The following is a 24,246-nucleotide window of genomic DNA, read 5'->3' on the forward strand; positions in this document are numbered from 1 at the left end:
CACGGCCGCCCAGACAAGGAGCCTTATGCACAGCCCCTGGCAGGACACGACACTTCCGGCCGAGACCCGTGCCGCGGAACTGCTGTCCCGGATGACCCTTGAGGAAAAGCTCGCCCAACTGGTCGGGATCTGGCCCGGCTCGGACGCGGGCGAGGGCGACGACGCCGACGTCGCCCCCATGCAGTCCGAGGTCAACGCGGCCACGCCCGACCTCCAGTCGCTCCTCGCCGACGGACTCGGCCAGCTGACCCGGCCCTTCGGCACCGCCCCGGTGGACCCCACCGAGAAGACCAAGGCCCTGGCGGAGGACCAGCGCAGGATCGCGGACGCGAACCGGTTCTCGGTGCCCGCGCTGGTCCACGAGGAATGCCTCACCGGCTTCGCCGCCTGGCAGGCCGCCATCTTCCCCTCCCCCCTCGCCTGGGGCGCCAGCTTCGACCCCGACCTGGTCGAGCAGGCCGCCCGGCTCATCGGCGACTCGATGCGCTCCGTCGGCATCCACCAGGGCCTCGCGCCCGTCCTCGACGTGCTGCGCGACCCGCGCTGGGGGCGCACCGAGGAGACCATCGGCGAGGACCCCTACCTTGTGGCGACCATCGGCACCGGCTACGTGCGCGGCCTCGAAACCGCGGGCGTCGTCGCCACCCTCAAGCACTTCGCCGGCCACGCCGCCTCCCGCGGCGCCCGCAACCACGCGCCGGTGTCCATCGGCCCGCGCGAACTCGCCGACATCGTCCTCTTCCCGTTCGAGATGGCGCTGCGCGAGGGCGGCGCCCGTTCCGTCATGAGCGCCTACCACGACCTCGACGGCGTGCCCGCGAGCGGCGACGCCTGGCTGCTGACCGAACTGCTGCGCGAGCAGTGGGGCTTCGCCGGCACCGTCGTCTCCGACTACTTCGCCGTCTCCTTCCTCGAACTCACCCACCGCGTCGCCGGCTCCCCCGCCGAAGCCGCCGCTCTCGCACTCGCCGCCGGCATCGACGTCGAGCTGCCCGCGCAGCGCGCGTACGGAACGCCGCTGCTCAAGGCCGTGCAGTCCGGCGAGGTCGCCGAGGAGCTGGTCGACCGCTCCGTGCTGCGCGTGCTCACCCAGAAGGCGGAACTCGGCCTCCTCGACGCCGACTGGTCCCCCGAGCCGCCCGCCCTCGCCGCGGACGCGCCCGTCGACCTCGACCCGCCCGCCCTGCGGGACGCCGCCCGGCGCATCGCCGAGGAGTCCGTGGTCCTGCTCGCCAACCGCGACAACGCCCTGCCGCTCGCGCCGGGCGCCCGGATCGCCGTCGCCGGGCCGCTCGCCGACGACGTCGCGCCGCTGCTCGGCTGCTACACGTTCCCCAGGCACGTGGGCGTGCGGCATCCGGAGCTGCCGGTCGGCGTCGACCTGGCCAGCCCGTTCGCCGCGCTGCGCGCCGAATTCCCCGGCGCGGACGTCACGCTCGCGAAGACCCCGCGGGACGCGGCCGGGGCCGACGTCGTCGTCATGGTGGCGGGCGACCGCTCCGGCCTGTTCGGCCGCGGCACCTCGGGCGAGGGCTGCGACGCCGCCGACCTCGAACTCCCCGACGGCCAAGGCGAGCTGCTCGACCGGCTGCTGGACATCGGCGTCCCCGTGGTGCTGGTGCTGCTGACCGGGCGGCCCTACGCGCTTGGCCGCTTCGCGGACCGGCTGGCCGCCTGCGTCCAGACGTTCTTCCCCGGCGAGGAGGGCGGCGGCGCCCTCGCGGGCGTGCTCTCCGGCCGCATCAACCCCTCCGGCCGGCTGCCCGTCGGGGTGCCCAGCGGCCCGGGCGCGCAGCCCGCCCCCTACCTGGCGCCGCCGCTCGGCCGGCGGGGCGACGCCAGCAACATCGACCCCACCCCGCTGTACCCGTTCGGGCACGGCCTCTCCTACACGTCGTTCGCCTGGGAGGATGCCTCGGCCGACGCCACCGAGCTGAGCACCGACGGCGGGACCACCGTGCGGCTGACCGTGACCAACACCGGCGCCCTGGCCGGAACGGAGGTGGTGCAGCTCTACCTGCACGACCCGGTCGCCCGCGTCACCCGCCCGGTGAACCGGCTCATCGGCTACACGCGCGTCACGCTCGAACCCGGCCGTTCCGCCGAGGTCCGCCTCGGCTTCCACGCCGACCTGACCGCCTACACGCTCGCCCCCGGTGAGCGGATCGTCGAGCCGGGCGCGCTCGAACTGCGGCTCGCCGCCTCCAGCGAGGACATCCGGCACACGGTGCCGGTGACGCTCACCGGACCCGAACGCCGCGTTGGCCTCGACCGGCGCCTGCGCTGCCCCGTCACGGTGCATCCGGTGCATCCGGTGCATCCGGCGTGACGTAACGTTACGTATTCGTCTCACCACCCACCGCGGTGCGGGCCTACCCTGGGGGCATGGGCTGGACCGTACGCGATATCCCCGACCTCAAGGGCCGCACCGCGGTGGTGACGGGCGCCAACAGCGGTCTCGGCTATGTGACCGCCCGTGAGCTGGCCCGCCGCGGCGCCCGCGTGGTCCTGGCCTGCCGCAGCCAGGACCGGGGGCAGACGGCGCTGGAGCGGCTGTTCGACGAGGTGCCCGAGGCCCGCGCCGAGCTGCGGCTGCTCGACCTCGCCGACCTGGCGTCGGTGCGGGCGTTCGCCGTCGAGTGGGGCGCGCGGCGGCTCGACCTGCTCATCAACAACGCCGGTCTGATGGCCGTCCCCTACGCCAGGACGGCCGACGGCTTCGAGATGCAGTTCGGTGTCAACCACCTGGGCCACTTCGCGCTCACCGGGCTGCTGCTCGACCGCCTGCTCGCCAGCCCCGGCGCCCGCGTGGTCACCGTCTCCAGCCTGCTGCACCTGCTGGCCAACCTCGACATGCACGACCTCAACTCCCAGCGCAAATACGGCCGCTGGGTGGCGTACGGCCGCTCCAAAACGGCCAACCTGCTGTTCACCCACGAGCTGGCCAGGCGGCTGCGCGGGCGGCACGTCGTCGCCGCCGCCGTTCACCCCGGCTACGCCGAGTCCGGGCTGCACACCCGCGGCGCGCGACTGGCCGGCAGCCGTTTCCAGGAGCGGGTCGCGCGCGCCGGCACCCGGCTGTTCGCCGCGCCGCCGGAGGCCGGCGCGACGCCCTCGCTGTACGCGGCGACCGCGCCCGGCGTGGCCCCCGATTCGTTCACAGGACCCAGCGTGCTCGGCGCCCGCACCCCGCGCGGCGGCCCCGGTGGATCGTGGCGCGCGCCCTGGACGCGGAACGACGCGGCCGCCACCCGCCTGTGGCACGCCTCCGAGGAGCTGACCGGGGTCCGCTGGCAGGTGTGACCCCGCCCGTGCCCACGCCGGGGCCGCCGGTCAGGTCAGCAGGTCGGCGCCCAGCGGCGTGAGCGTGTGCAGCACCTCGCTGCCGCGCCGCACCGACCGCACGAGGCCCGCGTCCCGCAGCACGCGCGCGTGCTGGCTGGCCGAGGCGGGCGACACCCCGGCGCGGCGGGCGAGTTCACCCGTGGTCGTGCCGTATTCGATGCAGCCGAGCACCCGCGCCCTCGTGCCGCCGAGCAGCCGCCCCAGCGCGGAGGGGCTCGGCCGCGGCGGCGCGGCGTGCTCCACCGGGTAGACCACGACGGGCGTCAGCTCCTTGTCCGCGTAGGTGACCGGCTGCCGCCCGCAGAAGTACGACGGCACCAGCAGCAGCCCTCTGCCGCCGGGGAACAGCTCGCGCCGCACCGGGTAGTCCGATTCCAGCACCGGCGGGTTCCACCGCAGGACCGGGCGCAGCCCCGCCAGCAGGCCCTGCGCCCCACCGGCCAGCAGATGCCGCACCCGCACCGCCCGGTCGGCGTCCACGTCGGCCTGCACCCGCTGCCACACGGCCGCGTCGAGGGCCGCGCGCCGGTAGCGTTCCAGGTCGGCGACGAGCTGCTCGACCGCCTCCCGTTCACCGTCGGCGAGCAGCCGCACCCAGTGCGGCAGCGACGGCTGCCCGGCCGCGAGCAGCGCAATGTCGGCGGCGAGGCGGCGGCGCGGCGTGGCGCGCAGCGCCTCGACGGCGCTGTCCCAGCCCTCCTGCGCCGCGAGCGGGTTGAGGAAGTCGGGGAAGTAGCCCGTGGGCGGGACCAGGGCGCGCAGGGTGCCGGGCAGCGCGCGGATGCGGCGGCGCGCCGCCAGCCGCCAGGGCCCGTAGATGTGTTGGGCGCGCCGGTCCCGGAAGCGGTGGGAGCTGAGCATCGTCTCCCACATCGGATCGGGCCCCTCGGCGATGCGGATGCGCGCCAGATCCTCGCCGGTCAGGTGAATCCGCAGCACCGTGCAACCTCCCTTGCAGCGCCCCGTTCCGCTGACCACGGAGTTTCAGCCTACGTCGAAATCGTTGGCCGGACCCGGCTGTTGTCATGGAGGGTGGGGCGCATTCCGGCACCGCTCGGGGACGGGGGGATCAGTGGTTCTCCGGGGGGAGCGACCACTGGTGACCAAGCCGTCCGCGTGGCGCAACGTTTCCTCGTCCGCCCGCGGTCGGCCCCCCGAGCGGATGCCGGACCGTACCCGTGTCATACTCTGCCGACTCAAGGCGAGGCATGAGCAACGGGGGTGGGCCGATGGGCCTCATATTGGCCTTGGCCGGAGTGGTGGCGCTGGCGGCCGCGGTCGCCGTGCTGCTGCGCGTCAGACGCGCGCGGGAAGCGGCGCGAAAGGCGGCGGCACGCCGCGCGCCGCGCGATCCGTTCGACCCCGGTCAGGACACCGCAGGCGACCCGCGGCGGCTGAAGGCCGGCGACATGGTCGAGTACCTGGGTGAACGACTCTTCGTCCGGGGCTCGTTGAGGCTGCGGCAGGGCGGCTTCACCTGGTCGGAACACTACCTCGACGCCATGGACGGCACCGAGGAGGGGCGCCGCTGGCTCTCCGTCGAGGAGGACCCCGATCTCGAAGTCGTGCTGTGGACCGAGTACCGCGGCGACGAACTCCTGCCCAGCAAGAAGACGTTGACGGTCGAGGGCGTCACCTACCACCGCAGCGAGCACGGCACCGCCGACTACCGCTCGGAGGGCACCACCGGGCTCGGCGCGACCGGCCGTATGGAGTACGCCGACTTCGACGCGCCCGGCGGACGCGGCCTGGCTTTCGAACGGTTCCTCGGCGACGGCGGGCGCGGCACCTGGGAGGTGTCCCTCGGCGAACGCGTTCCGGGCGGCACGCTGGTCATCTATCCGGGCGGCGACGCGTGAGCCCCGGCATCGAGCTGGCCGCCCCCTACCTGGACACGCGCGCCGACCAGCTCCGGTTCGCGCTCGGGCTGCCCGCGCGCGACGCGCTGGCCGTCACCCGGGTCGACCTCGGCGGCGTCGGCGTGGAGCTGCGGCTGCTCGGCGCCTCGCACCAGGTGCACGCCGGGCCGGTCACGGAAACCCTGGCCTGCCTGCCCGGACGGCCGGGCGACGGCCCGCCGAGCGAGGTGACGGAGACCGTCGACGGCTGGCGCTACCGCTTCGTCTCACGCGTACGGCACTGCGCCCCCGGCGAGTTCGCCGCACGGGCGCGGGCGCTGCGCGAGCGGACGGCGGGGCGGGAGGGCGCGCTGTGCGGCGTGTTCCCCGGCTCGCCCGACGCCGTGACCGCACTCGCCGCGGAACGCGCGGCGGACGTCATCACCTGGCGGACCTGGCACGCGTACCCGCAGGCCGGCCAGATCGTGGAAACCCGCACCCGGCTGGAGGCACCGTGAACCGCACCAGGACCCTTTCCGCGACCGCGACCGCGGCCGCCGGCGCGCTGATGCTGCTGGCCGCCGGCTGCGGCGGCGGCAGCGGTGAGGACGACGACGCGCCGCGCGCGTGGATCGCCGACACCTACGAGCGGGCCGGCGCCGACGACCGTTACCGCGACGCGGCCGACCGGCCGACCGCGGTCGCCTCGGAGATCGAGGGGGAACGCCGCCCCGAGGACCGCATCGACAGCGAGGGCATGGTCTTCCTCCGCTACGACGACGACATCGTCGCGGTGCTGCCGCACACGTCGGGCGGCAGCGAGATAGACATCGACGACTACGACTCCGGCCGTTCGCGCTACAGCAGCCACGTCGGCCACCGGTGGCCCGCGTCGCAGGGCAGGAGCGGCGGCGACTTCAGGGGCGGCGGCCCCGGCTCGGGCAAGTAGCGCGGAGCACATAGCCCGGAACGAGCAGCGCAGAGCGAGCAGCGCAGAGCGAGCAGCGCACGGAAACCGAAGGAATCGGAACCGGAAGGCGAAGAAGCACATGGTGGGAGAGATACTCGAATCCGCCGGGGAGGCCGTGCTCTACGGCGTCGTCGGATTCGCGGTGATGGCGGTGGCGTTCTACGCCCTCGACCTGGTGACGCCGGGGCACCTCGCGAAGGTCGTGTGGCAGGAACGCAACAAGGGCGCGGCCGTCGTCCTCGGCGGTGAAATGCTCGGCGTCGGCCTCGTGATCGCCGAGGCGATCCGCGCCAGCGAGTCCGAGGAGGGCCTCGGCTACGGCCTGCTCAGCACCGGTCTTTACGGGCTGGCCGGGGTCGTGGTGATGACGCTGGTCTTCGCGGTGGTCGGCGCCATCACGCCCGGTCCGATGGGGGCCATGGTGCTGGAGGACCAGGACGGCCGTGCACACCCGGCCGCCTGGGTGCAGGGCGCGGTCTACGTCGGCACGGCCCTGATGGTCGGCGCGGCACTCTCGTGACGGCGCGGCCCCGGCTGGCGCGGTTCTTCCTGCTGCTGACCGTGTTCCTGTGCGCCGCGTGCGGTCTGGTGTACGAGCTTGCGCTCGTGGCGCTCGGCGGCTACCTCATCGGGAACACGGTTTTCCAGACCTCGCTCGTCCTGTCGATCATGGTCTTCGCCATGGGCGTCGGCTCGCTGGCCGCCAAGCCGCTCCAGCGGCGCGCGGTGGGCGCGTTCGCCGTCGTGGAGGGGCTGCTGGCCCTGATCGGCGGCCTGTCCGTGCTGCTGCTGTACGTGATGTTCGCCTGGGTGGGGATCTACACCCCGGCGATGACGGTGGTCGCGTTCGTCGTGGGCCTGCTGATCGGCGCGGAGATCCCGCTGCTGATGACGCTGCTCCAGCGCATCCGGCGGCAGGAGCCGGGCGGCGCCGTCGCCGACATGTTCGCGGTGGACTACCTGGGGGCGCTGGTCGGCGGTCTTTGCTTCCCGCTGCTCCTGCTGCCGACGTTCGGGCAGCTGAAGGGCGTGCTGGTGGTGGGCGCGGTCAACGCGGTCGCCGGCGTCGCCGCCGTGCTGTGGATCTTCCGGCGGCAGACCCGCAGGTTCGTGCAGGGCGCGCTGCTGGCCGGGATGGCGGTGGTGCTGACCGTGCTGACCGGCGCGTACGTGTACGCGGGCGATATCGAGATGACGGCCAGGCAGCGCCTGTACCGGGACCCGATCGTGCACGCGGAGCGCACCCCGTACCAGGAAATCGTCATCACCGAGTCGATCGGCTTCATGGAGACCGCGGACATGCGGCTGTTCCTGAACGGCGATCTCCAGTTCTCCTCGCTCGACGAGTACCGCTACCACGAGGCGCTGGTGCACCCGGCGTTCGCCGCCGCCCCGGAGCGTTCCTCGGTGCTGATCCTCGGCGGCGGCGACGGCCTGGCGCTGCGCGAGGTGCTGCGGTACGAGGACGTCGCCGAGGTGACGCTCGTCGAGCTGGACAAGGCGATGACCGACCTCGGCGCCGGGTACGGCCCGCTGCGCGACCTCAACCGGGACGCGCTGTCCGACCCGCGGGTCGAGGTGGTCAACGCGGACGCGTTCAGCTGGCTGCGGAACGCGCCCGGGCCGTACGACACGGTGCTGGTCGACTTCCCCGACCCCGAGGACATCGCGACCGCGAAGCTGTACTCGGTCGAGTTCTACACGATGCTCTCGCGTGTGCTCGCCCCCGAGGGCCGGCTGGTCGTGCAGGCCGGCTCGCCGTTCTTCGCCCCGCGCACGTACTGGTCGGTCGACGCGACGCTGCGCGCGGCGGGCTTCGCGACCACCCCCTACCAGGTGGACGTGCCCAGCTTCGGCAACTGGGGCTTCGTGCTGGCCGACCGGGGCCGGACGCCGCCGCGGCTGCGGCTGGCGCCCGACGCTCCCCGGCTGCGCTTCCTGGACGACGCGGTACTGCGAGCCGCCACCGTCTTCCCCGTCGACCGCAGGGAGCGGGACGTACGGGCGAGCACGCTGATGGACCCGGTCGTGCTCGAATACGCCCAGCGCGAGTGGCAGTTCGACTGAGATCCGGCTGAACGCGACCGGTCGTCAGTTCCGCTGCTGCTCCGCCGGCAGGTCCGGCTCGGCCAGCGGCACGAAGCGCGCGTTCTCCTCCGGGTTCTCCTCCGCATTCGGCTCCGCGTTCGGCTCCGCGTTCCGCTCGGCGACCTCGGGCGCCGCCGGGGCCTCGGCGCCGCAGAACGCGGCTTCCAGGGTCTCGCCCAGCGCGGTGTTCACGACCCCGTTGTTCGAGGTGTTCGCCGTGGCGGCCAGGCTCTCCTCGCCGTCCTCGGTCGTGAACGCGTAGGTGTAGTAGCCCTGCACCGTGCCGGTGTGCCCGAAGACCGAGGTCTCGCAGGACAGGTCGTAGCGCCGCAGGCCCAACCCGTAGTGCCGGGTGCCGGTGTCGTCGGTCGGCATCACCTCAAGCATCACGTCCAGCTGCTCGGGCGCCAGCAGCTCCCCGCCGAGCAGCCCGCTCGTGAACCGGTTCAGGTCGCCGGGCGTGGAGATCATCGCCCCGGCCGACTGGGCCCACGACGCCGTCTGCTCCGTGGAGTCCACCAGTGGCTGACCGGCCTCGTCCGGAGTGAGGTGCCCGTCGATGTGCTCCCCGGGCATCGTGTTCTCCGGGTGCACGTAGGCGGTGCCCGCCAGGTCCAGCGGACCGATGATCCGCTCCTGGTACGCCTCGGCGAGCGACTGGCCGGTGAGGTGCTCGACGAGCAGGCCGACGACGACGAAGTTCGCGTTCGAGTAGGCGTAGGCCGAACCGGGCTCGACGGTCAGCGGCTCGGCCGTCGACAGGCCGACCAGGTCCTGAAGCGGGTAGACCTCGTTGCGCACCGCCTCGAAGCCGGGCACCGTCTGCGTGAACATGTCGTTGCTGTAGTCCCACAGCCCGCTGCGGTGGTTCAGCACGTGCCGCAGCGTGATGCGGTCGTCGGGCAGCAGCCCCGGCAGGTGGTCGTTCACCGGGTCGTCGAGCCCGGCCGCGCCCTCCCCGATCAGCTGGAGCAGCACGACGGCGGAGAAGGACTTGGTGACGCTGCCGATGCGAAACTGGGCGTCGGTGTCCATCGGCAGCCCGGAGCCGGCCTCCCGCTCGCCGACGACCTCGGACAGCGCCCCGTCCGGCCCGTCGTAGCGGGCCATCGCCCCGGGGGCGCCCAGCTCGGTCGCCTCGGTCAGCGCCGCCCGCACCCCCGCCATGTCAGGGCCTGGGTCCTGCGGCGCGTCGTCACCGCCGCCGCCCGGTACGCCGACGGCTTGAGCGGCAATGGTGAACGAGGCGAGCAGCGTGCCGGCGACGAGCGCCGCCTGCTTGCGTGTGGGGGAACGCACGACGATCCTCAACTCCCGATGACTTGCGGAATCACTGGTTGAATCACTGGTTGAATCACTTGTGTTCCTCACCCTAGGGCGCACGTCACGGCGCCCCGCCCCGCACCCGCCCTCTTCACACCACGTCCACCCCGCCCCACCGACGGCGTCACGGCAGGGGGGCTGGCCCCACCATCCGCACGCCGGGCGGCCGGATGGTCACCGCTGGTCCCGCTTCCGTAGCGTCCTCGGCAGGGACATCGGAGCAACGGAGCAACGGACACCGGTACAGGGAGTGACGGACAATGAGGTACCGCCGAACGACACTGGTCCGCGCGGCACTCGCGACGGCGGCGCTGGCGCTGACCACCGCCACGGCGATGGCCACCGGGAGCGCCGCGGTCGGCACCCCGCCGGAGCCGGAGCCGGACTCCGGCCTCGACCGGGACGCGGAGGCCGTGCACGCCACCGGAGCCACCGGCGTGCTCGCGGAGTGGGAGAACGCGGCGGGCGACGGCTCGTGGGCACGCGCCGGAGCCGCCGACCTCGACGGCGACCGGCCCGTGCCGCGCGACGCCTACTACCGGATCGGCAGCGACACCAAGACGTTCACCGCGGTCGTCGCCCTCCAGCTCGTCGCCGAGGGCACGCTCGGACTCGACGACACCGTCGAACAGTGGCTGCCCGGCCTGGTCGGCGGCAACGGGAACGACGGCAGCCGCGTCACGCTGCACAACCTGCTGCGGCAGACCAGCGGCCTCGCCAACTACACCGACGTCCTCTTCGGCGACCCGGAGGCGCTGACCCCGGAGTCCTACCACGAGTCACGTTTCACGACGACGACCGCCGAGCAGGCGGTCGGCCTCGCCACCAGCCGCCCGCCGGCGTGGCTGCCCGACGCGGCGGACCCGGCGAGTGAGACCCGGTGGGGCTACTCCAACACCAACTACGTGCTGGCCGGCCTGATCATCGAGGCCGCCACCGGCCACTCCTGGGAACGCGAGGTGCACGAACGGATCATCGAGCCGCTGGGCCTGACCCGCACCCTCACCCCCGGCACCTCGGCGTACGTGCCGCAGCCGACGGCCGCCGCCTACCTGCGGTTCCCCGGCGAGGACGAGCTGACCGACACCACGCTGTCCGGGGGCGGCGGCGCGGACGGCGCCATCATCAGCACCACCGGCGACATGAACACGTTCCTGCGCGCGCTGATGGACGGCACGCTGCTGCCGCCCGCCCAGCTCGCGGAGATGAAACGGACCGTGCCCGCCCCGGACTTCTACGGCCCCGGCACCGGCTACGGCCTGGGCATCGCGTGGGCGCCGCGGTGCGGCAACGGCGAGGGCCTGTGGTTCCACGGCGGCACCTCCTTCGGCACCGTCTCGGAAACCGCCGTCACGGAGAACGGCGACACCGCGGCCTCGGCGGCGGTATTCACCCTGAGCTTCGACGCCCGCCAGGACGACCAGGACGAGGCCACCCGCACGATGATCGACCACGCCCTGTGCGGCTGACGGGCGCCGGGCCCGCCCGCCCCTGGGCTGTCGTTGCCGACGCCGGGGACGCGCACCTGCTCGGGGCCGTCAGATCCGGTACTGCTCGTGTGGCGTGGCCCGCTGCCACACCGGACCGCCACGAGCGGGACAGACTGGTCCACCTCTGTGAACGACCTTCGTGGGACGGAGCGTTACGGTCGGCACTTTCGCACCGGTACCGGCCCGCGGCGGCGTACACATCGCGCGCCTCGGATCAACCAGGCCGCCGGCGAGGAGCATCCTCCCCGGGGATCTGAATTCCCTGGTTCGTCGCATCGTCTACTTCGCGAGCCTGGACAAGCATGTGTACGCCGTCCACGCGGTCGACCCGTCGACGGGTGCCGAGAAGTGGAATCACGGGGGCATCTTGTCGCCCACGCGGTTCACGGTGGCGGGGGACATGGTCTACGTCGGCGACACCCTGAGCACCATGGGCACCGTCCACGCCCTCGACGCCGATGACGGTGCCGAGCGCTGGTCCGCCTCGACCCTCGCCACCCCGAGCAGCGGCAACCGGGACAACGGCCCGGTCACGGCGTACGACTTCGTGTACATCGCCAACGAGAACGGTGTGGTGGCCCTCGACGCGGCCACGGGGGCGGCGCCCGACTGACCCCCGTCGGCCGCTCCTACCCGGGCCCGGTGACGTGGACCACCAGGTCCGGGGCGGCAACGCCGATGGGGTGCCCGTACGCCTCCGCCGCCGCCTCGGTCGCGGCGGCCGGGTCCGTTCCGGGCCACAGATGGGTGAGCAAGAGCCGGGCGGCGCCCGCGCGTTCGGCATAGTGGCCCGCCAGCCGTGCGGTCAGCAGGTACGGTGCGTCGGCGGTCGGCACCCGGTGCACGTAGGTGGCCTCCGACAACAGCAGGTCGGCGTCCCGCGCGAGGCGCACGATGTCCGGGCTCGGCCCGGTGTCGCCGGTGTAGGCGAGCACGCCCTCCGGCGTGGTGAGCCGGATGCCCGCGTTGGGCACGAAGTGCGGCAGCAGCCACGTGTCGGCCATGAAGGGGCCGAGTGCGAACCGGTCGCCGGGCCGGAACTCGTGGCGGCGGTACGCCCCGGCGAGCATGCCCGGCCGGTCGAGGGCGAGCACGGCATCGACCGCCCCGTGCGGGGCGTACACCGGCAGGGCCGGGGGCGGGGTGTCGCTCAGCCCGCGGGCGCGCAGCAGCGGGTTGAGGTCGGCGCAGTGATCGGGGTGCCCGTGGCTGACCAGCACGGCGTCGATCGCGTCAACCGTGGTGTGCCGGAGCAGGCGTGGCAGCGTGGCGTATCCGGGGTCGAGCAGCAGGCGGAAGCCGGCGTGCTCGACGAGGTAGCCGCTGCACGCCTGTTCCGCGGTGGGCCACGCGCCGCAGCCGCCGAGGACCGTCAGGTGCATGGGGCCGGACTCTACGGGAGCACTCCCATGGCACGCCCGCCCCCGTGGTGGGCGTGCCATGGGAGCGGGCTCATCGCCTTACGTGCGGCTCCGTGCTCCGGACCGATCTTGGCGGGAACGGGCGGCGCGCCGCCAGGGGTTCCGGGTGTTCCGGACAGGCGTAGCCCGCTGACCTGCGCCGTCCCGGGCGTTCCGGACAGCTGGGCAATCATGGACGGCATGGACGGCATGGACGATCTGATCACGTTCGTGCGCGCAAGGATCGAGGAAGACGAGCAGACGGCGCGGGCCGCGTCCGCCGCCTGGGGCGAGGAGGGCGACCGGCAGGCGCGGGACGGCCTGTCCCCCGCGTCGCGCGCCCACGCGGGGCGCCAGGACCCGGCTCACGTGCTGCGGCAGGCGGAAGCGCTGAGCGCCCTCACCAACGTCATGGCCCCCATCGTCCTCGGGGAACACAACGGCCGGGCCATGCAGGGCGTCGCGATGTACGCGCTCTTCGGCATTGCGGCCATCTGGTCCGACCACCCCGACTTCCGGTGCAACGCGGCGGCAAACGCCTGCACTTCGCCTCCGGCGAGACGTTCACCATGACCAGCACCACGGTCCTTCGGGCTGCGCGCCGCATCGACCCCCGCATCGCCCGCGGCCAACGCCGGCCACCGCCCTGGGACTGGCCGTGCGGGCGGGGGGCCGGTCCCGCCATGGCAGGTCATCGCGGCACGTGCCTCCGCCAAGGCGCCCGCGGCGTCATCCGCCGTCCTGGCGGGGAGTTGGGGGGCGGCGCCTCCGCACAGGCGCCGCCCCCGGTGCATCCCGGGGGCATCCGGGCCTTGAGGGAAAGGCCCGGGGGAGATGCCCCGCGGCGGCTAGGGGGCCGCCGTCGCCGCCCGGCCCGCTTCGAGCCGGGCGACGGGGATGCGGAACGGTGAGCAGGACACGTAGTCGAGTCCCACCGTGTGGAAGAAGCGCACGGATTCGGGGTCACCGCCGTGCTCGCCGCAGACGCCGAGTTTCAGATCCTCGCGGGCCGCGCGACCCGCCGCCGCGGCGGTGCGGACGAGGGCGCCGACGCCGTCGGCGTCAATGGTCTCGAACGGGGAGACGCCGAAGATGCCCTTCTCCAAGTAGGCGGCGAAGAAGCTCGCTTCGACGTCGTCGCGCGAGAACCCCCAGACGGTCTGGGTGAGATCGTTCGTACCGAACGAGAAGAAGTCGGCGTGCTCGGCGATCTGACCCGCCGTCAGGGCGGCCCGCGGCAGCTCGATCATGGTGCCGAGCGGAATCCCGAGCCGCACCCCGTGGGCCTCTTCGACCTCGGTGACGACGGCTTCGGCGTCCTCGCGGACGATCTCCAGCTCCCGCACGGTGCCCACCAGCGGGATCATGATTTCCGGCCGCGGGTCGCCGCCGGCCGCGCGCCGCTGCGCCGCCGCCTCGGCCACGGCCCGTACCTGCATCGCGAACAGGCCGGGCACGACGAGGCCGAGCCGCACGCCGCGCAGGCCGAGCATCGGATTCTGCTCGTGCAGCCGCCGCACCGCGGCCAGCAGGCGAACGTCCTCGTCGCGGCGGTCGAGCGCCACCCGCACCGACAGTTCGGTGAGGTCGGGCAGGAACTCGTGCAGGGGCGGGTCGAGCAGCCGCACGGTGACCGGCAGGCCGTCCATGGCGGCGAACAGGTCGGTGAAGCCCGCGCGTTGCAGCGGCAGCAGGGCGGCGAGCGCGGCGTGGCGCTCGCGGTCGGTGCCGGCGAGGATCAGCCGTTCGACCAGCTCGCGCCGTTCGCCGAGGAACATGTGCTCGGTGCGGCACAGCCCGATGCCGTTGGCGCCGAAGCGGCGGGCTCGGGCCGCGTCCTCGGCGGTGTCCGCGTTGGCGCGGACGTCGAGGCGGCGCGCCGCGTCGGCCAGGCCCATGATGCGGTGCACGGCCGCCACCAGCTCGTCGGCGTCCGCCAGCGCCGTGCCCTCGAAGTACTCGACGACGGCGGACGGAACGACGGGCACCTCGCCGCGGTGGACGCGGCCGGTCGTCCCGTCGAGGGAGAGGATGTCGCCCTCGCGGATCACCGTCCCTTCGGCGGTGGTCAGTTGGCGGGCTGCGACGTCGACGGTCAGTTCCTCGGCGCCGCATACGCAGGTCTTGCCCATGCCGCGGGCCACGACGGCGGCGTGCGAGGTCTTGCCGCCGCGCGCGGTGAGGATGCCCTCCGCGGCGATCATGCCGTCCAGGTCGTCGGGCGTGGTCTCGCGCCGCACGAGCACGACCCGTTCGCCGGCCGCGGCGCGCGCGACTGCGGTGGCCGGGTCGAACACCGCGGCGCCGACGGCCGCGCCGGGCGAGGCGGCGATGCCGGTGGCCAGCGGCGCGGGCGCGGCGCCCGCGTCGAAGCGCGGGAACATCAGCTGCGCCAGCTGCTCGCCGGTGACGCGCCGCAGTGCCTCCGCCTCGTCGATGAGGCCCTGGTCGAGGAGCTGCACCGCGATGCGGAACGCGGCGGCGGCGGTGCGCTTGCCGACGCGGGTCTGGAGCATCCACAGGGTGCCGCGCTCGACGGTGAACTCGATGTCGCACAGGTCCCGGTAGTGGTTCTCCAGGGTTTCCATGATGCGCAGCAGTTCGGCGTGCGCCCGCGGGCCCCGCCGGGCCAGCTCGGTGAGCGGCACGGTGTTCCTGCGGCCCGCGACCACGTCCTCGCCCTGGGCGCCTGGCAGGTAGTCGCCGTATACGCCCTGCCGCCCCGTGGCCGGGTCGCGGGTGAACGCGACGCCGGTGCCGGAGTCGGGGCCCAGGTTGCCGAAGACCATGGTGCAGATGGTGACGGCGGTGCCCAGGTGGTGCGGGATGCGCTCGCGGCGGCGGTACAGCCTGGCCCGTTCGCCGTTCCACGAGTCGAAGACGGCCCGGATGGCCAGATCGAGCTGTTCGCGCGGGTCCTGGGGGAACGGGCGGCCGGTGCGCTCGCGCACGATGTCCTTGAACGCGCCGGTCAGCCGCTCCAGTTGGCCCGCGGTCAGCTCGGTTTCGTCGTTCGCCCCGGTCGGCCGCGCGGCGTGCGCGAGACGTTCCTCGAACGCGGCGGCGTCGATGCCGAGAACCGTTTCGCCGAACATCTGGATCAGCCGGCGGTAGGAGTCCCAGGCGAAACGTTCGTCCCCGGACCGCGCCGCCAGCGCGTGCACCGAGGTGTCGGTGAGCCCGATGTTGAGGACGGTGTCCATCATGCCCGGCATGGAACGCTCCGCCCCCGAACGGACGGACACCAGCAGCGGGTTGGTGCCGTCGCCGAGGCGGCGGCCGGTGCGGCGCTCCAGCGCGGCGAGGTGCGCACTCACCTCGTCGTGCAGGGCGGGCGGCGGCGTGCCGGTGCGCAGGTATGCGCGGCACGCCTCGGTGGTGATCGTGAAGCCCGGCGGGACGGGCAGGCCGAGCCTGGTCATCTCGGCGAGGTTGGCGCCCTTGCCGCCCAGCAGTCTTGCGAGGCCGCGGTGGCCCTCGGTGAAGTCGTACACGTACGTCACCGGCGTGGCCGGGAGTACGGGGGTGCGGGGCGGGGGCGTGATGAGGGATGGAGCTTGCGTATCCGGCACGGGACTCGACTCCTCGTGAACGGCTGCCCTGACAGCGGGAGGCTACCCCGCCAATCGCTCATCTGAGCATCCTCGCCATCATTCGTGGCGGGCATCACGCGCACATAAGCAGCATTACGCCCAAGTCAGGTCCCGTGAACGCTCTTGAACGCCCTTGAACGCGAAGTACGCCTCCCGTGCGCCGTGGGCGCCGGGCGCGTCCGGCCGCTCAGTGCGCCGTTGCGGCGGCGAGCCGGGTGTCCGCGTGGTCCGGCGCGTAGAGCGACTCGACGACCATGGCCGCGGCGCCCGCGAGACCGGCGCGGTCGCCGAGCCGGGAGGTGACGACCTGGAGGTAGGCCGTGGTCCGCGGCATGGCCCGCTGGTACAGCAGCTCGCGGACGCCGGTCAGGAACGGCGGCCCGGTCAGATCGCCCGCGATCATCAACACCCCGGGATTGAGCAGCGTGACCACCGTCGCCAGCACCCCGCCCACCAGCCGGCCCGCGTCCCGCGCCAGCCGCACCGCGTCGGGCTGGCCGATCGCCAGCTGGTCCCGCACGCCGGAGCCGGACGCGGTCGGCACCCCCGCCGCCGTCAGCTGCTCGGCCAGCGCCCGCCCGCTCGCCACGGCGGCCAGGCAGCCGTAGGAGCCGCAGCGGCACAGCGCGTGCGGATGGTCGCTGAGCCTGATGTGCCCTATGTCACCGGCCGCGCCGTCGATCCCCCGGTACATGTCGCCGTCGACCACCACCCCGGCCCCTATCCCGGTCGACACCTTGATCAGCAGGAACGCCGCACAGTCGGGGAAGCCGCGGCGCTGCTCGGCGTAGGCCATCAGATTGGCGTCGTTCTCCACGAGGACCGGGACGTGCCGCGCGACGCCGCCCGCGTGGGCCGCGAACGCCTGCCGCATCCGCTCCGGCACCGGATACCGGTCCCAGCCCGGCATCAACGGCGGCTGGAGGACCCGCCCCGAGGCCCGGTCCACCGGTCCTGGCACCGAGAGCCCGATACCGCAGACGGCCCCCGCCCCGAGTCCCGTCTTCTCCAGCAGCAGCGCGAACCACTGCGCCAGCCGGTCAAGCACCTCGTCCGGCCCCTGGTTGATCAGCAGCGCCCCGGAGTGCTCGGCGAGCATCGTGCCGCCGAGGTCGAGCACGGCGGCGCGGGCGTGCCGCGTCTCCAGATCCGCGCACAGGACGACGGCGTGCGAGGCGTCGAACTCCAGCCGCAGGGAAGGCCGTCCACCGGTCGGGGCGTCCACCGGATCACCGGCCGCCTCCCTGATCCACCCGGCGCGGAAGAGCTGATCCAGCCGGTGGCCCACCGTTGACCTGGAGAGTCCGGTGATCCGCTGAAGCTCACCGCGTGTGGTGGCCTGCCCGTTGCGTATCAACCGCAACAGATGACCCGCGCTCGCCTGGTTCATGACCGCCTTCCGGGCCGCCGTTTCGGTTTTTCTTCCCCCTTCAGCTTGTGAAGTAGATATTACAGCGGTACTTTTGCGTGTTAAGTAGACGTAACTCTACGGTACCTTCGACAAAACAAACGGTGCGCCCGCACGCCGGCGGGCGCGGCCAACGTCTTCGGAGCCCTCGTGGAACGCGCTGACCAGCCAGCCACCCTCCCCTCAATCGCATACAACGGCGCGCGCCGCGTACTCTCCGGCAACTGGACCGGCTCCTCGACGGTTCCCTCGCGGACGCTCTACCCGCACCAGTGGAGCTGGGACTCCGGGTTCATCGCCATCGGCCTGCGCCACCTGTCGCCCGCCCGCGCCCAGCGCGAGCTGGAGACGCTGCTCGCCGCGCAGTGGGCCGACGGCCGTATCCCGCACATCGTGTTCAATCCGTCGGTGCCGCTCAGCGCCTACTTCCCCAGCCCCGACTTCTGGCGTTCTTCCACGGCCGGCGACAAGGCCGGGGCGCCGGGCGGCGTCGAGACCTCGGGGATCATCCAGCCGCCCATCCACGCGCTGGCGGCCTGGCTGGTGCACCGGGCCGACCCCGCCGCGTCCGTGCGGCGGGGTTTCCTGCCCCGGGTCTACCCGCGGCTCGTGGCCTGGCAGCGCTACCTCACCGAGCGCAGGGACCTGGGCGGGCGCGGCCTGGCGTCAATCGTGCACCCCTGGGAGTCCGGCATGGACAACAGTCCGTGCTGGGACCCGCCGCTCGCCCGGATCGAGCCGGCCGCCACCGGCTCCTTCCACCGGGCCGACCTGGACCACGGCTGCCCCGCCGACCGGCCCACCGACCTGGACTACGGCCGTTATGTCCGGCTGGCCGAGCGGTACCGCGGCCAGCAGTACGCGGACGACGACGGGCACCCGTTCGCCGTCGAGGACCCGGGCGTCAACGCGCTGCTGATCGCCTCGGAGCACGCCCTCGGGGACATCGCCGCCGTCCTCGGCACCGACCCGTCCGACCACCAGGTCCGCGCCGAGGAGCTGACCACCGCGCTGCTGAAGCGGCTGTGGAACGCGGACGAGGGCATGTTCCTGTGCCAGGACGTGATCGGCGGCGCCCAGATCCACGAGTACAGTGCGGCCGGCCTGCTGCCACTGATCGTTCCCGGCCTGCCGGGGGACGTCGCCGCCGCCCTCGTCCGCACGCTGCGCGGCAAACGCTTCGGCCTGGGCGGCACCACGCGCCTCGCGCCGAGCTACGACCTGACCGGCCACGCCTTCGACCCGGCGCGGTACTGGCGTGGCCCGGCCTGGTTCAACGTCAACTGGCTCCTCGAACGCGGCCTGCGGCGGCACGGCGCGCACGAACGGGCCGACGCCATCCGCACCACCGTCCTCCAGGCCGCGGTGGCCTCGGGGTTCGCCGAGTACGTCGACCCGTTCTCGGGCGACGCGCGCGGCACCCGGGACTTCAGCTGGACCGCGGCCCTCACCATCGACCTGCTCGCGGAGGTAGCTCGGTGATCACCACCAGCCACTGTCTGCTCGTCCACGACGGCACCTTCGCCGCCGTCGGCCCGTCCGGCGACATCACGGGCGAACGCGGGACCCACCCGCACGGCCTGTTCGCCCGCGATGCGCGCCACCTCAGCCGCTGGCAGCTCACGGTCGACGGCTCCACGCCGACCGTGCTGGTGCCCGCCACCGCGAGCGGCGCCGCCGCCACGGCCGTGCTGACGCCGCCCGCCAGCCGCGCCGAGGCGCCCGCGCTGACCGTCTTCCGCGAGCAGCGGATCGCGGAGGGCGCGCTCGTGGAGCGCCTCCGGCTCAGCAGCAACCGCGGCACGCCCTGCGCCGCGCTGATCGCGCTGACCGTCGACGCCGACTTCGCCGACCAGTTCGAGCTGCGCGCGGACCACCGCTGGTACGAGAAGCCGCACGCCGTGCGCACGCGGGCCGCCCGCCCCGACGGCATCGAGTTCGGCTACCGGCGCAGCGAGTGGCATGCGCGCACGGTGGTCTCGGCGCGGCCGGAGCCGGACGCCGTGGAGGAGACCGGCAGCGGCGCGAGACGGCTGTGCTGGCGGCTCCAGTTGCCGCCGCACGGCTCGGCCGAGCTGGCGCTGCGGGTGGAGGCGCATCCGCACGGCGTGCCGGAGCCGGCCGCCGAGGCCGCGGACGTCTTCCCGCCCGCCGCGGCGGACACCCCGGCCGTTCCCGAGGGCTGGCCTGGGCTCGCCCCGGCCTGCGCCCAGGGCCTCGCCGACCTGTCCGGGCTGCGGGTGGCCGCCACAGGACCCGATGGCGAGGCGCTGCGGGTGCCCGCGGCGGGCGCGCCGTGGTTCCTCACCCTCTTCGGCCGGCACGCGGCGATCACCTCGCTGTTCACCCTGCCCAGCCGCCCCGAGACCGCCGCCGCCACCCTGCTCGCGCTCGCCGCCGCCCAGGCCACCGGCGAGGACCAGGACCGGCTGGCGCAGCCCGGCAAGATCGTGCACGAGCTGCGCCACGGCGAGCTGGCCTACTTCGGGCAGGTGCCCTACGGCAGGTACTTCGGCTCGGTCGACAGCACGCCGCTGTTCCTGATGCTGCTCGGCGCGCACGCCGAGGCGACCGGCGACGACAAGCTGGCCCACCGCCTGGAGCGGCACGCGCGCGCCGCGGTGGAGTGGATGTTCCAGTACAGCGGTCTTTCCGACCACGGCTACCTGATGTACCAGGCGGACGAGGGCGGCCTGGCCAACCAGAGCTGGAAGGATTCCGCCGACGCCATCTGCCACGCCGACGGCACCCCGGTCCGCGGCGTGATCCGGTCCGCCGCGGCTCAGGGCTACGCGTACGACGCGCTGCGGCGCACGGCCCGCCTGGCGCGCACCGCGTGGGGCGACACGGCGTACGCGGACCGCCTGGACGACGCGGCGACGCAGCTGCGGCGGCGTTTCCTCGCCGACTTCTGGCTGCCGGAGCAGGACTTCCCCGCGCTGGCCCTCGACGCGGCCGGCCGCCGGGCGGACGCGCTCGGCTCGGACGCGGGCCACCTGCTGTGGACGGGCCTCCTCGACCAGCGGCACGGCGAGACGGTGGGCCGCCGGCTGCTGTCCGACGCGTTCTTCTCCGGCTGGGGCCTGCGGACCCTGGCGGCCGGGCAGGAGGCGTACCACCCGCTGTCGTACCACCGGGGCAGCGTCTGGCCGCACGACAGCGCCATCGCCGCGCTCGGTCTGGCCCGTTACGGACTGCACGAGGAGGCGGCCCGGCTGACGCGCGGGCTGCTCGACATGGCGGCGCGGTCCGGCTTCCGGATGCCGGAGGTGATCGCGGGCTACGCACGCGCCGAGCACCCGGAGCCGGTGTCCTACCCGGACGCGTGCTGGCCGCAGGCGTGGTCGGCGGCCTCCCCGTTCGCGCTGCTGACGGCGGCGACGGCGGCGGTGACAGCGACGGCGACGGCGACGGCGACGCAGAACTGAGGTCGCGGGGAGGCGGGGGGCGCGGGCGCGGGGGAGAGTCAGCCGCCGGAGGTGTCGTGCTCGGCCTCGCGGCCGGGCACGGTCGCGTCCTGCGGGTCGGCCAGCCAGCCGTCGGGCAGCACGACGCGGCTGCGGCCCGAGGTGCGCCCGCGCGGGCCGTCGGCGCCGTCCGGCCAGGGCTGGTCCAGGTCCAGCTCGCCGAGCAGCGCGGCCAGCTCCGCCAGGGACGCGGCCACGGCAAGCCGGCGGCGGGCCTGCGAGCCGACCGAGAAGCCCTTGGTGTACCAGGCGACGTGTTTGCGGAAGTCGATGACGCCGCGCGGCTCGTCGTCGAGCCACTCGCCGAGCAGCGCCGCGTGCCGCAGCATCACGTCGGCGACCTCCCGCAGCGAGGGGCGCGCGTACCCGGCGGGCCCGCGGCCGTCGAACGCGGCCACCAGGTCGCCGAACAGCCACGGCCGCCCCAGGCAGCCGCGGCCGACGACGACGCCGTCGCAGCCGGTCTCGCGCAGCATCCGCACCGCGTCGTCCGCCGACCAGATGTCGCCGTTGCCCAGCACCGGGATCTCGGGAACGGCCTCCTTCAGCCGGGCGATGGCGTGCCAGTCGGCCGCGCCGCCGTAGTGCTGGGCGGCGGTGCGGCCGTGCAGCGCGATGGCGGCCACGCCCTCGTCGACGGCGATGCGGCCGGCGTCCAGGTAGGTCAGGTGATCGTCGTCGATGCCCTTGCGCATCTTCATCGTGACCGGCAGGCCGCCCGCGTTACCGACGGCGGCGCGGAGGATGGCGCGCAGCAGCGGGCGCTTGTATGGCAGGGCGGAGCCGCCGCCGCGCCGGGTGACCTTGGGAACGGGGCAGCCGAAGTTGAGGTCGACGTGATCGGCCAGGTCCTCGTCGGCGATCATGCGGACGGCCCGGCCGACGGTGTCCGGGTCGACGCCGTAGAGCTGGATGGAACGGGGCTTCTCCGCGGCGTCGAAGTGGACGAGCCGCATCGTCTTGTCGTTCCGCTCGACCAGGGCCCTGCTGGTGATCATTTCGCTGACGAACAGGCCCCTGCCCCCGCTGAACTCCCGGCACAGGGTGCGGAACGGCGCGTTGGTGATGCCCGCCATGGGGGCGAGCACCACGGGCGGGTCCACGGTGTGCGGGCCGATCTGGAGCGGTGGCACGGACTCGGTCATGGGGACCATTGTCCTCCTTCCGCGTCGGGTCCCGCGTCGGGTTCCGCGTCGGGCAGGCGGGCCGCGATCCCGCCGACGAGGACATCGAGGGAGAACTCGAAGAACTCGTCGGGCGAGCCGGTCCCGTCGGGCATGTCCGCGGCGAGACGGCTCAGGTGCGGCAGTTCGTCCGCGCCGTCCGGGGTGAGCCACGGCGGCAGGGGGGCCGTGTCGGCCGGGCCGAGGTGGGCGGGCGGCCGATCGTACGGGGAGTCCTGGAACTCGACGAAGCCGACGACGAGCCGGATGGACTCCATGCAGGCGCGGTAGGCGTCCGGCAGGGGCAGCCCGAGGCCGGCGAAGAAGCCGATGAGGGCGTCCACGTTCCGCAGCATGACGGGGTGGCGGGCGGCGGTGACGTTCTCGGCGAGGGCCAGGGTCGTCATGCCGGGGTGGCGCCGGTAATGCGCGCGCAGGTCGCGGCACATGGCACGCAGGCTCTCCGGCCAGCGTCCGGGCGCGGGGTCGAGCGGTGGGAGGCGCCAGTCGGCCTCGAAGATCTCGGCCGCGACGGTGATCAGGTCGCGCCGGTCCTCGACGTAGTTGTAGAGCGCGCGGGGCGAGACGCCGAGGGCGGCGGCGAGCGAGCGCATCGTCAGTTCGGCGGGCCGGTGGTCGCCGAGGAAGTCGAGCGCGGCGCGACCGACCGACTCCCGGGTGAGGGTGGCGCGGCCCTTGCGGTGGGTCGGCCGACGGCGGGACGGGGGAAGGTCGCTGCTCATGAGGGGTACGAGGCTAGCAAGCCCTTGAACTTCACACGCGTTGACTTTAACTCCCGCACCCGACAAGCTGAGCAGGTAAGGCTTACCTCACCTGCTCGCGACGAGCATGTTCCCCCGGAGCCCTTCATGCCGTTGGCGTCTCTCGCCATGGACCTCACCCCCCTCCGCGGCAGCCGCGATTTCCGGCTGCTGTTCGCCGGTTTCGCCGGGGCGCTGATCGGCACCCTGATGACCGGCGTCGCCGTGGCCGTGCAGGTCTACGACCTCAGCGGATCGCCGCTCCACATCGGACTCACCGGACTCGCCCGCGCCCTGCCCCTGGTCGTCGGCGTCCTGGCGGGCGGCGTCCTGGCCGACCGCGTGGACCGCCGTCGGCTGCTGCTGGCCACCCGGCCGCCGCTGATCCTGGCCGCGGGTGCCCTGGCGGTCAACGCGCTGCTGCCCGAGCCGCAACTGTGGGTCATCTACGTCGCCACCGGCCTGACCGGGCTCCTCGCCGGTCTCGGCGGCCCGGCCATGCTCGCGGCCATCCCCGACCTGGTGGGTACCGGCCGGCTCGCCGCGGCCGGGGCCCTGACCGCGGCGGCCACCCAGCTCGCGGCCCTGCTCGGCCCCGCGCTCGGCGGCGTCCTGATCGCCGGTCCTGGACTCGCCTTCTGCTACGCCATCGACGCCGTCGGCCTGCTGGCCTTCTCCGTCGCCCTGCTCTTCGTCCGGCCGCTGCCGCCCACTCGGACCGGGGCCGGTGCCGGGGCCGGCCCTGGCACCGGCCGGGACCTCAGACAGGCGTTCGGCGCGGTGGCGGCCGGGCTGCGCTTCGTGCGCGGCCACCGCCTGATCGTCGGCCTGCTGCTGATCGACGCCGCGGCGATGGTGTTCACGATGCCGCAGGCGCTGTATCCGGTGCTGGCGGACGAGCAGTTCGGCGGCGGCCCCGGCATCGTCGGCCTGCTGTACGCCGCCCCCGCGTTCGGCGCCCTCGTCGGCGCGGCCACCAGCGGCTGGACGCGCCGCGCCGGCGGGCACGTGCTCGTCGCGGCCGTATCACTGTGGGGCCTGTCGCTGACAGGCTTCGGCGCGACCTCGTTCCTGCCGCTCGCACTGCTCCTGCTCGCGCTCGCCGGGCTCGGCGACCTGATATCCGAGACCCTGCGCTCGGCGCTTCTCCAGCACAGCACGCCCCGGAGCCTGCGCGGGCGGGTGAGCAGCCTGTGGATGGTCCAGGCAACGGTCTCCCCGGCGCTCGGCAACGCCTCGATGGGCCTCCTCGCCGAGTTCACCGGCGCCCGCGCCGCGGTGATCACCGGCGGACTGGTCTGCGTCGCCGCCACCCTCGTGGTAGCCGCCGCCTTCCCCGCACTGCGTCACGCCTCCCTCACCGGCCCCGCCGCCGAGGAGGCGCCGCGGCCGTGACCGCG

The 24,246-nt window shown here is 73.7% G+C and carries 20 protein-coding genes; 13 read left to right on the plus strand and 7 right to left on the minus strand.

Going from position 1 to position 24,246, the window contains the following annotated elements:
* Nucleotides 1-25 precede the first annotated feature (25 nt).
* Together RM779_RS15235 and RM779_RS15240 are read left to right on the plus strand one after the other, a co-directional pair.
* Nucleotides 26-2,329, plus strand: coding sequence for a beta-xylosidase/alpha-l-arabinosidase (locus tag RM779_RS15235; protein ID WP_311618232.1), 2,304 nt, complete (start codon nt 26-28; stop codon nt 2,327-2,329).
* A 56-nt stretch (nt 2,330-2,385) separates the two neighbouring features.
* Nucleotides 2,386-3,303: an oxidoreductase gene (locus RM779_RS15240; protein ID WP_311618233.1), complete on the plus strand. Its 918-nt coding sequence runs from the start codon at nt 2,386-2,388 to the stop codon at nt 3,301-3,303.
* Nucleotides 3,304-3,333: 30 nt separating this feature from the next.
* On the opposite strand, the gene RM779_RS15245 is transcribed toward RM779_RS15240, so the two are convergent.
* Nucleotides 3,334-4,284, minus strand: coding sequence for an ArsR/SmtB family transcription factor (locus RM779_RS15245; RefSeq protein WP_311618234.1), 951 nt, complete (start codon nt 4,282-4,284; stop codon nt 3,334-3,336).
* Nucleotides 4,285-4,574: 290 nt separating this feature from the next.
* Here RM779_RS15245 and RM779_RS15250 point away from each other — a divergent pair, with 290 nt between their 5' ends.
* The 5 genes from RM779_RS15250 (at nt 4,575) to RM779_RS15270 (ending at nt 8,220) form a co-directional block, all read left to right on the plus strand.
* Nucleotides 4,575-5,204, plus strand: coding sequence for a DUF4178 domain-containing protein (locus tag RM779_RS15250; RefSeq protein WP_077061541.1), 630 nt, complete (start codon nt 4,575-4,577; stop codon nt 5,202-5,204).
* Nucleotides 5,201-5,701 carry a DUF2617 family protein gene (locus RM779_RS15255; protein WP_311618235.1) on the plus strand — a complete coding sequence of 167 codons (501 nt, stop codon included), beginning with the start codon at nt 5,201-5,203 and terminating at the stop codon, nt 5,699-5,701. The genes RM779_RS15250 and RM779_RS15255 overlap by 4 nt, the downstream gene beginning before the upstream one ends.
* Nucleotides 5,698-6,132, plus strand: a complete 435-nt coding sequence (locus RM779_RS15260) for a DUF4247 domain-containing protein (protein WP_311618236.1) — start codon at nt 5,698-5,700, stop codon at nt 6,130-6,132. The genes RM779_RS15255 and RM779_RS15260 overlap by 4 nt, the downstream gene beginning before the upstream one ends.
* A 100-nt stretch (nt 6,133-6,232) precedes the next feature.
* A complete protein-coding gene (locus tag RM779_RS15265; RefSeq protein ID WP_311618237.1) occupies nt 6,233-6,673 on the plus strand; it encodes a DUF350 domain-containing protein in 441 nt (146 codons plus the stop codon).
* Nucleotides 6,670-8,220 (plus strand): polyamine aminopropyltransferase, encoded by a 1,551-nt coding sequence (locus tag RM779_RS15270; protein WP_311618238.1) that lies wholly within the window; start codon nt 6,670-6,672, stop codon nt 8,218-8,220. The genes RM779_RS15265 and RM779_RS15270 overlap by 4 nt, the downstream gene beginning before the upstream one ends.
* A 24-nt stretch (nt 8,221-8,244) precedes the next feature.
* Here the strand turns inward: RM779_RS15270 and RM779_RS15275 are convergent, their stop codons facing one another.
* Nucleotides 8,245-9,540 (minus strand): serine hydrolase domain-containing protein, encoded by a 1,296-nt coding sequence (locus RM779_RS15275; RefSeq protein ID WP_311618239.1) that lies wholly within the window; start codon nt 9,538-9,540, stop codon nt 8,245-8,247.
* A 284-nt stretch (nt 9,541-9,824) separates the two neighbouring features.
* Between RM779_RS15275 and RM779_RS15280 the strand changes: the two genes are divergently transcribed.
* Nucleotides 9,825-11,033, plus strand: coding sequence for a serine hydrolase domain-containing protein (locus RM779_RS15280; protein ID WP_311618240.1), 1,209 nt, complete (start codon nt 9,825-9,827; stop codon nt 11,031-11,033).
* A 160-nt stretch (nt 11,034-11,193) separates the two neighbouring features.
* Complete coding sequence (locus RM779_RS15285) at nt 11,194-11,667, plus strand: outer membrane protein assembly factor BamB family protein (RefSeq protein ID WP_311618241.1); 474 nt, start codon at nt 11,194-11,196, stop codon at nt 11,665-11,667.
* A 16-nt stretch (nt 11,668-11,683) separates the two neighbouring features.
* On the opposite strand, the gene RM779_RS15290 is transcribed toward RM779_RS15285, so the two are convergent.
* Nucleotides 11,684-12,436 carry an MBL fold metallo-hydrolase gene (locus tag RM779_RS15290; protein ID WP_311618242.1) on the minus strand — a complete coding sequence of 251 codons (753 nt, stop codon included), beginning with the start codon at nt 12,434-12,436 and terminating at the stop codon, nt 11,684-11,686.
* 219 nt (nt 12,437-12,655) lie between these two features.
* On the opposite strand from RM779_RS15290, the gene RM779_RS15295 reads away from it, so the two are divergent.
* The gene (locus tag RM779_RS15295) at nt 12,656-13,027 is read left to right on the plus strand and encodes a DUF6221 family protein (protein WP_311618243.1); all 372 of its coding nucleotides are present in this window, start codon (nt 12,656-12,658) and stop codon (nt 13,025-13,027) included.
* A gap of 275 nt (nt 13,028-13,302) precedes the next feature.
* Here RM779_RS15295 and ppdK read toward each other — a convergent pair whose 3' ends face one another.
* Together ppdK and RM779_RS15305 are read right to left on the minus strand one after the other, a co-directional pair.
* On the minus strand, nt 13,303-15,957 hold the full coding sequence (ppdK, locus tag RM779_RS15300) for a pyruvate, phosphate dikinase (RefSeq protein WP_311618349.1): 2,655 nt from the start codon (nt 15,955-15,957) through the stop codon (nt 13,303-13,305).
* A 277-nt stretch (nt 15,958-16,234) separates the two neighbouring features.
* Entirely contained in the window at nt 16,235-17,437 is a 1,203-nt protein-coding gene (locus RM779_RS15305; protein ID WP_311618244.1) for an ROK family transcriptional regulator, read from the minus strand.
* Nucleotides 17,438-17,605: 168 nt separating this feature from the next.
* Between RM779_RS15305 and RM779_RS15310 the strand changes: the two genes are divergently transcribed.
* Together RM779_RS15310 and RM779_RS15315 are read left to right on the plus strand one after the other, a co-directional pair.
* Nucleotides 17,606-18,937: an MGH1-like glycoside hydrolase domain-containing protein gene (locus RM779_RS15310; protein WP_311618245.1), complete on the plus strand. Its 1,332-nt coding sequence runs from the start codon at nt 17,606-17,608 to the stop codon at nt 18,935-18,937.
* The gene (locus tag RM779_RS15315; RefSeq protein ID WP_311618350.1) at nt 18,937-20,883 is read left to right on the plus strand and encodes an amylo-alpha-1,6-glucosidase; all 1,947 of its coding nucleotides are present in this window, start codon (nt 18,937-18,939) and stop codon (nt 20,881-20,883) included. Before RM779_RS15310 ends, RM779_RS15315 begins: the two co-directional genes overlap by 1 nt.
* A gap of 38 nt (nt 20,884-20,921) precedes the next feature.
* On the opposite strand, the gene dusB is transcribed toward RM779_RS15315, so the two are convergent.
* Nucleotides 20,922-22,067, minus strand: a complete 1,146-nt coding sequence (gene dusB, locus RM779_RS15320; protein WP_311618246.1) for a tRNA dihydrouridine synthase DusB — start codon at nt 22,065-22,067, stop codon at nt 20,922-20,924.
* Entirely contained in the window at nt 22,064-22,828 is a 765-nt protein-coding gene (locus RM779_RS15325; RefSeq protein WP_311618247.1) for a TetR/AcrR family transcriptional regulator, read from the minus strand. The genes dusB and RM779_RS15325 overlap by 4 nt, the downstream gene beginning before the upstream one ends.
* Nucleotides 22,829-22,954: 126 nt before the next feature.
* Between RM779_RS15325 and RM779_RS15330 the strand changes: the two genes are divergently transcribed.
* A complete protein-coding gene (locus RM779_RS15330) occupies nt 22,955-24,241 on the plus strand; it encodes an MFS transporter (protein ID WP_311618248.1) in 1,287 nt (428 codons plus the stop codon).
* The last annotated feature ends 5 nt before the right edge of the window (nt 24,242-24,246 follow it).

This window comes from Streptomyces johnsoniae, assembly GCF_031845565.1.
GTDB classification, from domain to species: domain Bacteria; phylum Actinomycetota; class Actinomycetes; order Streptomycetales; family Streptomycetaceae; genus Streptomyces; species Streptomyces johnsoniae.

Bases quoted from the DNA above. Each gene is read 5' to 3' on its own strand.
- RM779_RS15235 (WP_311618232.1), top strand. From the start codon at position 26: ATGCACAGCCCCTGGCAGGACACGACACTTCCGGCCGAGACCCGTGCC.
- RM779_RS15240 (WP_311618233.1), top strand. From the start codon at position 2,386: ATGGGCTGGACCGTACGCGATATCCCCGACCTCAAGGGCCGCACCGCG.
- RM779_RS15250 (WP_077061541.1), top strand. From the start codon at position 4,575: ATGGGCCTCATATTGGCCTTGGCCGGAGTGGTGGCGCTGGCGGCCGCG.
- RM779_RS15265 (WP_311618237.1), top strand. From the start codon at position 6,233: ATGGTGGGAGAGATACTCGAATCCGCCGGGGAGGCCGTGCTCTACGGC.
- RM779_RS15280 (WP_311618240.1), top strand. From the start codon at position 9,825: ATGAGGTACCGCCGAACGACACTGGTCCGCGCGGCACTCGCGACGGCG.
- RM779_RS15290 (WP_311618242.1), bottom strand. From the start codon at position 12,436: ATGCACCTGACGGTCCTCGGCGGCTGCGGCGCGTGGCCCACCGCGGAA.
- RM779_RS15295 (WP_311618243.1), top strand. From the start codon at position 12,656: ATGGACGGCATGGACGATCTGATCACGTTCGTGCGCGCAAGGATCGAG.
- RM779_RS15305 (WP_311618244.1), bottom strand. From the start codon at position 17,437: ATGAACCAGGCGAGCGCGGGTCATCTGTTGCGGTTGATACGCAACGGG.
- dusB (WP_311618246.1), bottom strand. From the start codon at position 22,067: ATGACCGAGTCCGTGCCACCGCTCCAGATCGGCCCGCACACCGTGGAC.
- RM779_RS15325 (WP_311618247.1), bottom strand. From the start codon at position 22,828: ATGAGCAGCGACCTTCCCCCGTCCCGCCGTCGGCCGACCCACCGCAAG.
- RM779_RS15330 (WP_311618248.1), top strand. From the start codon at position 22,955: ATGCCGTTGGCGTCTCTCGCCATGGACCTCACCCCCCTCCGCGGCAGC.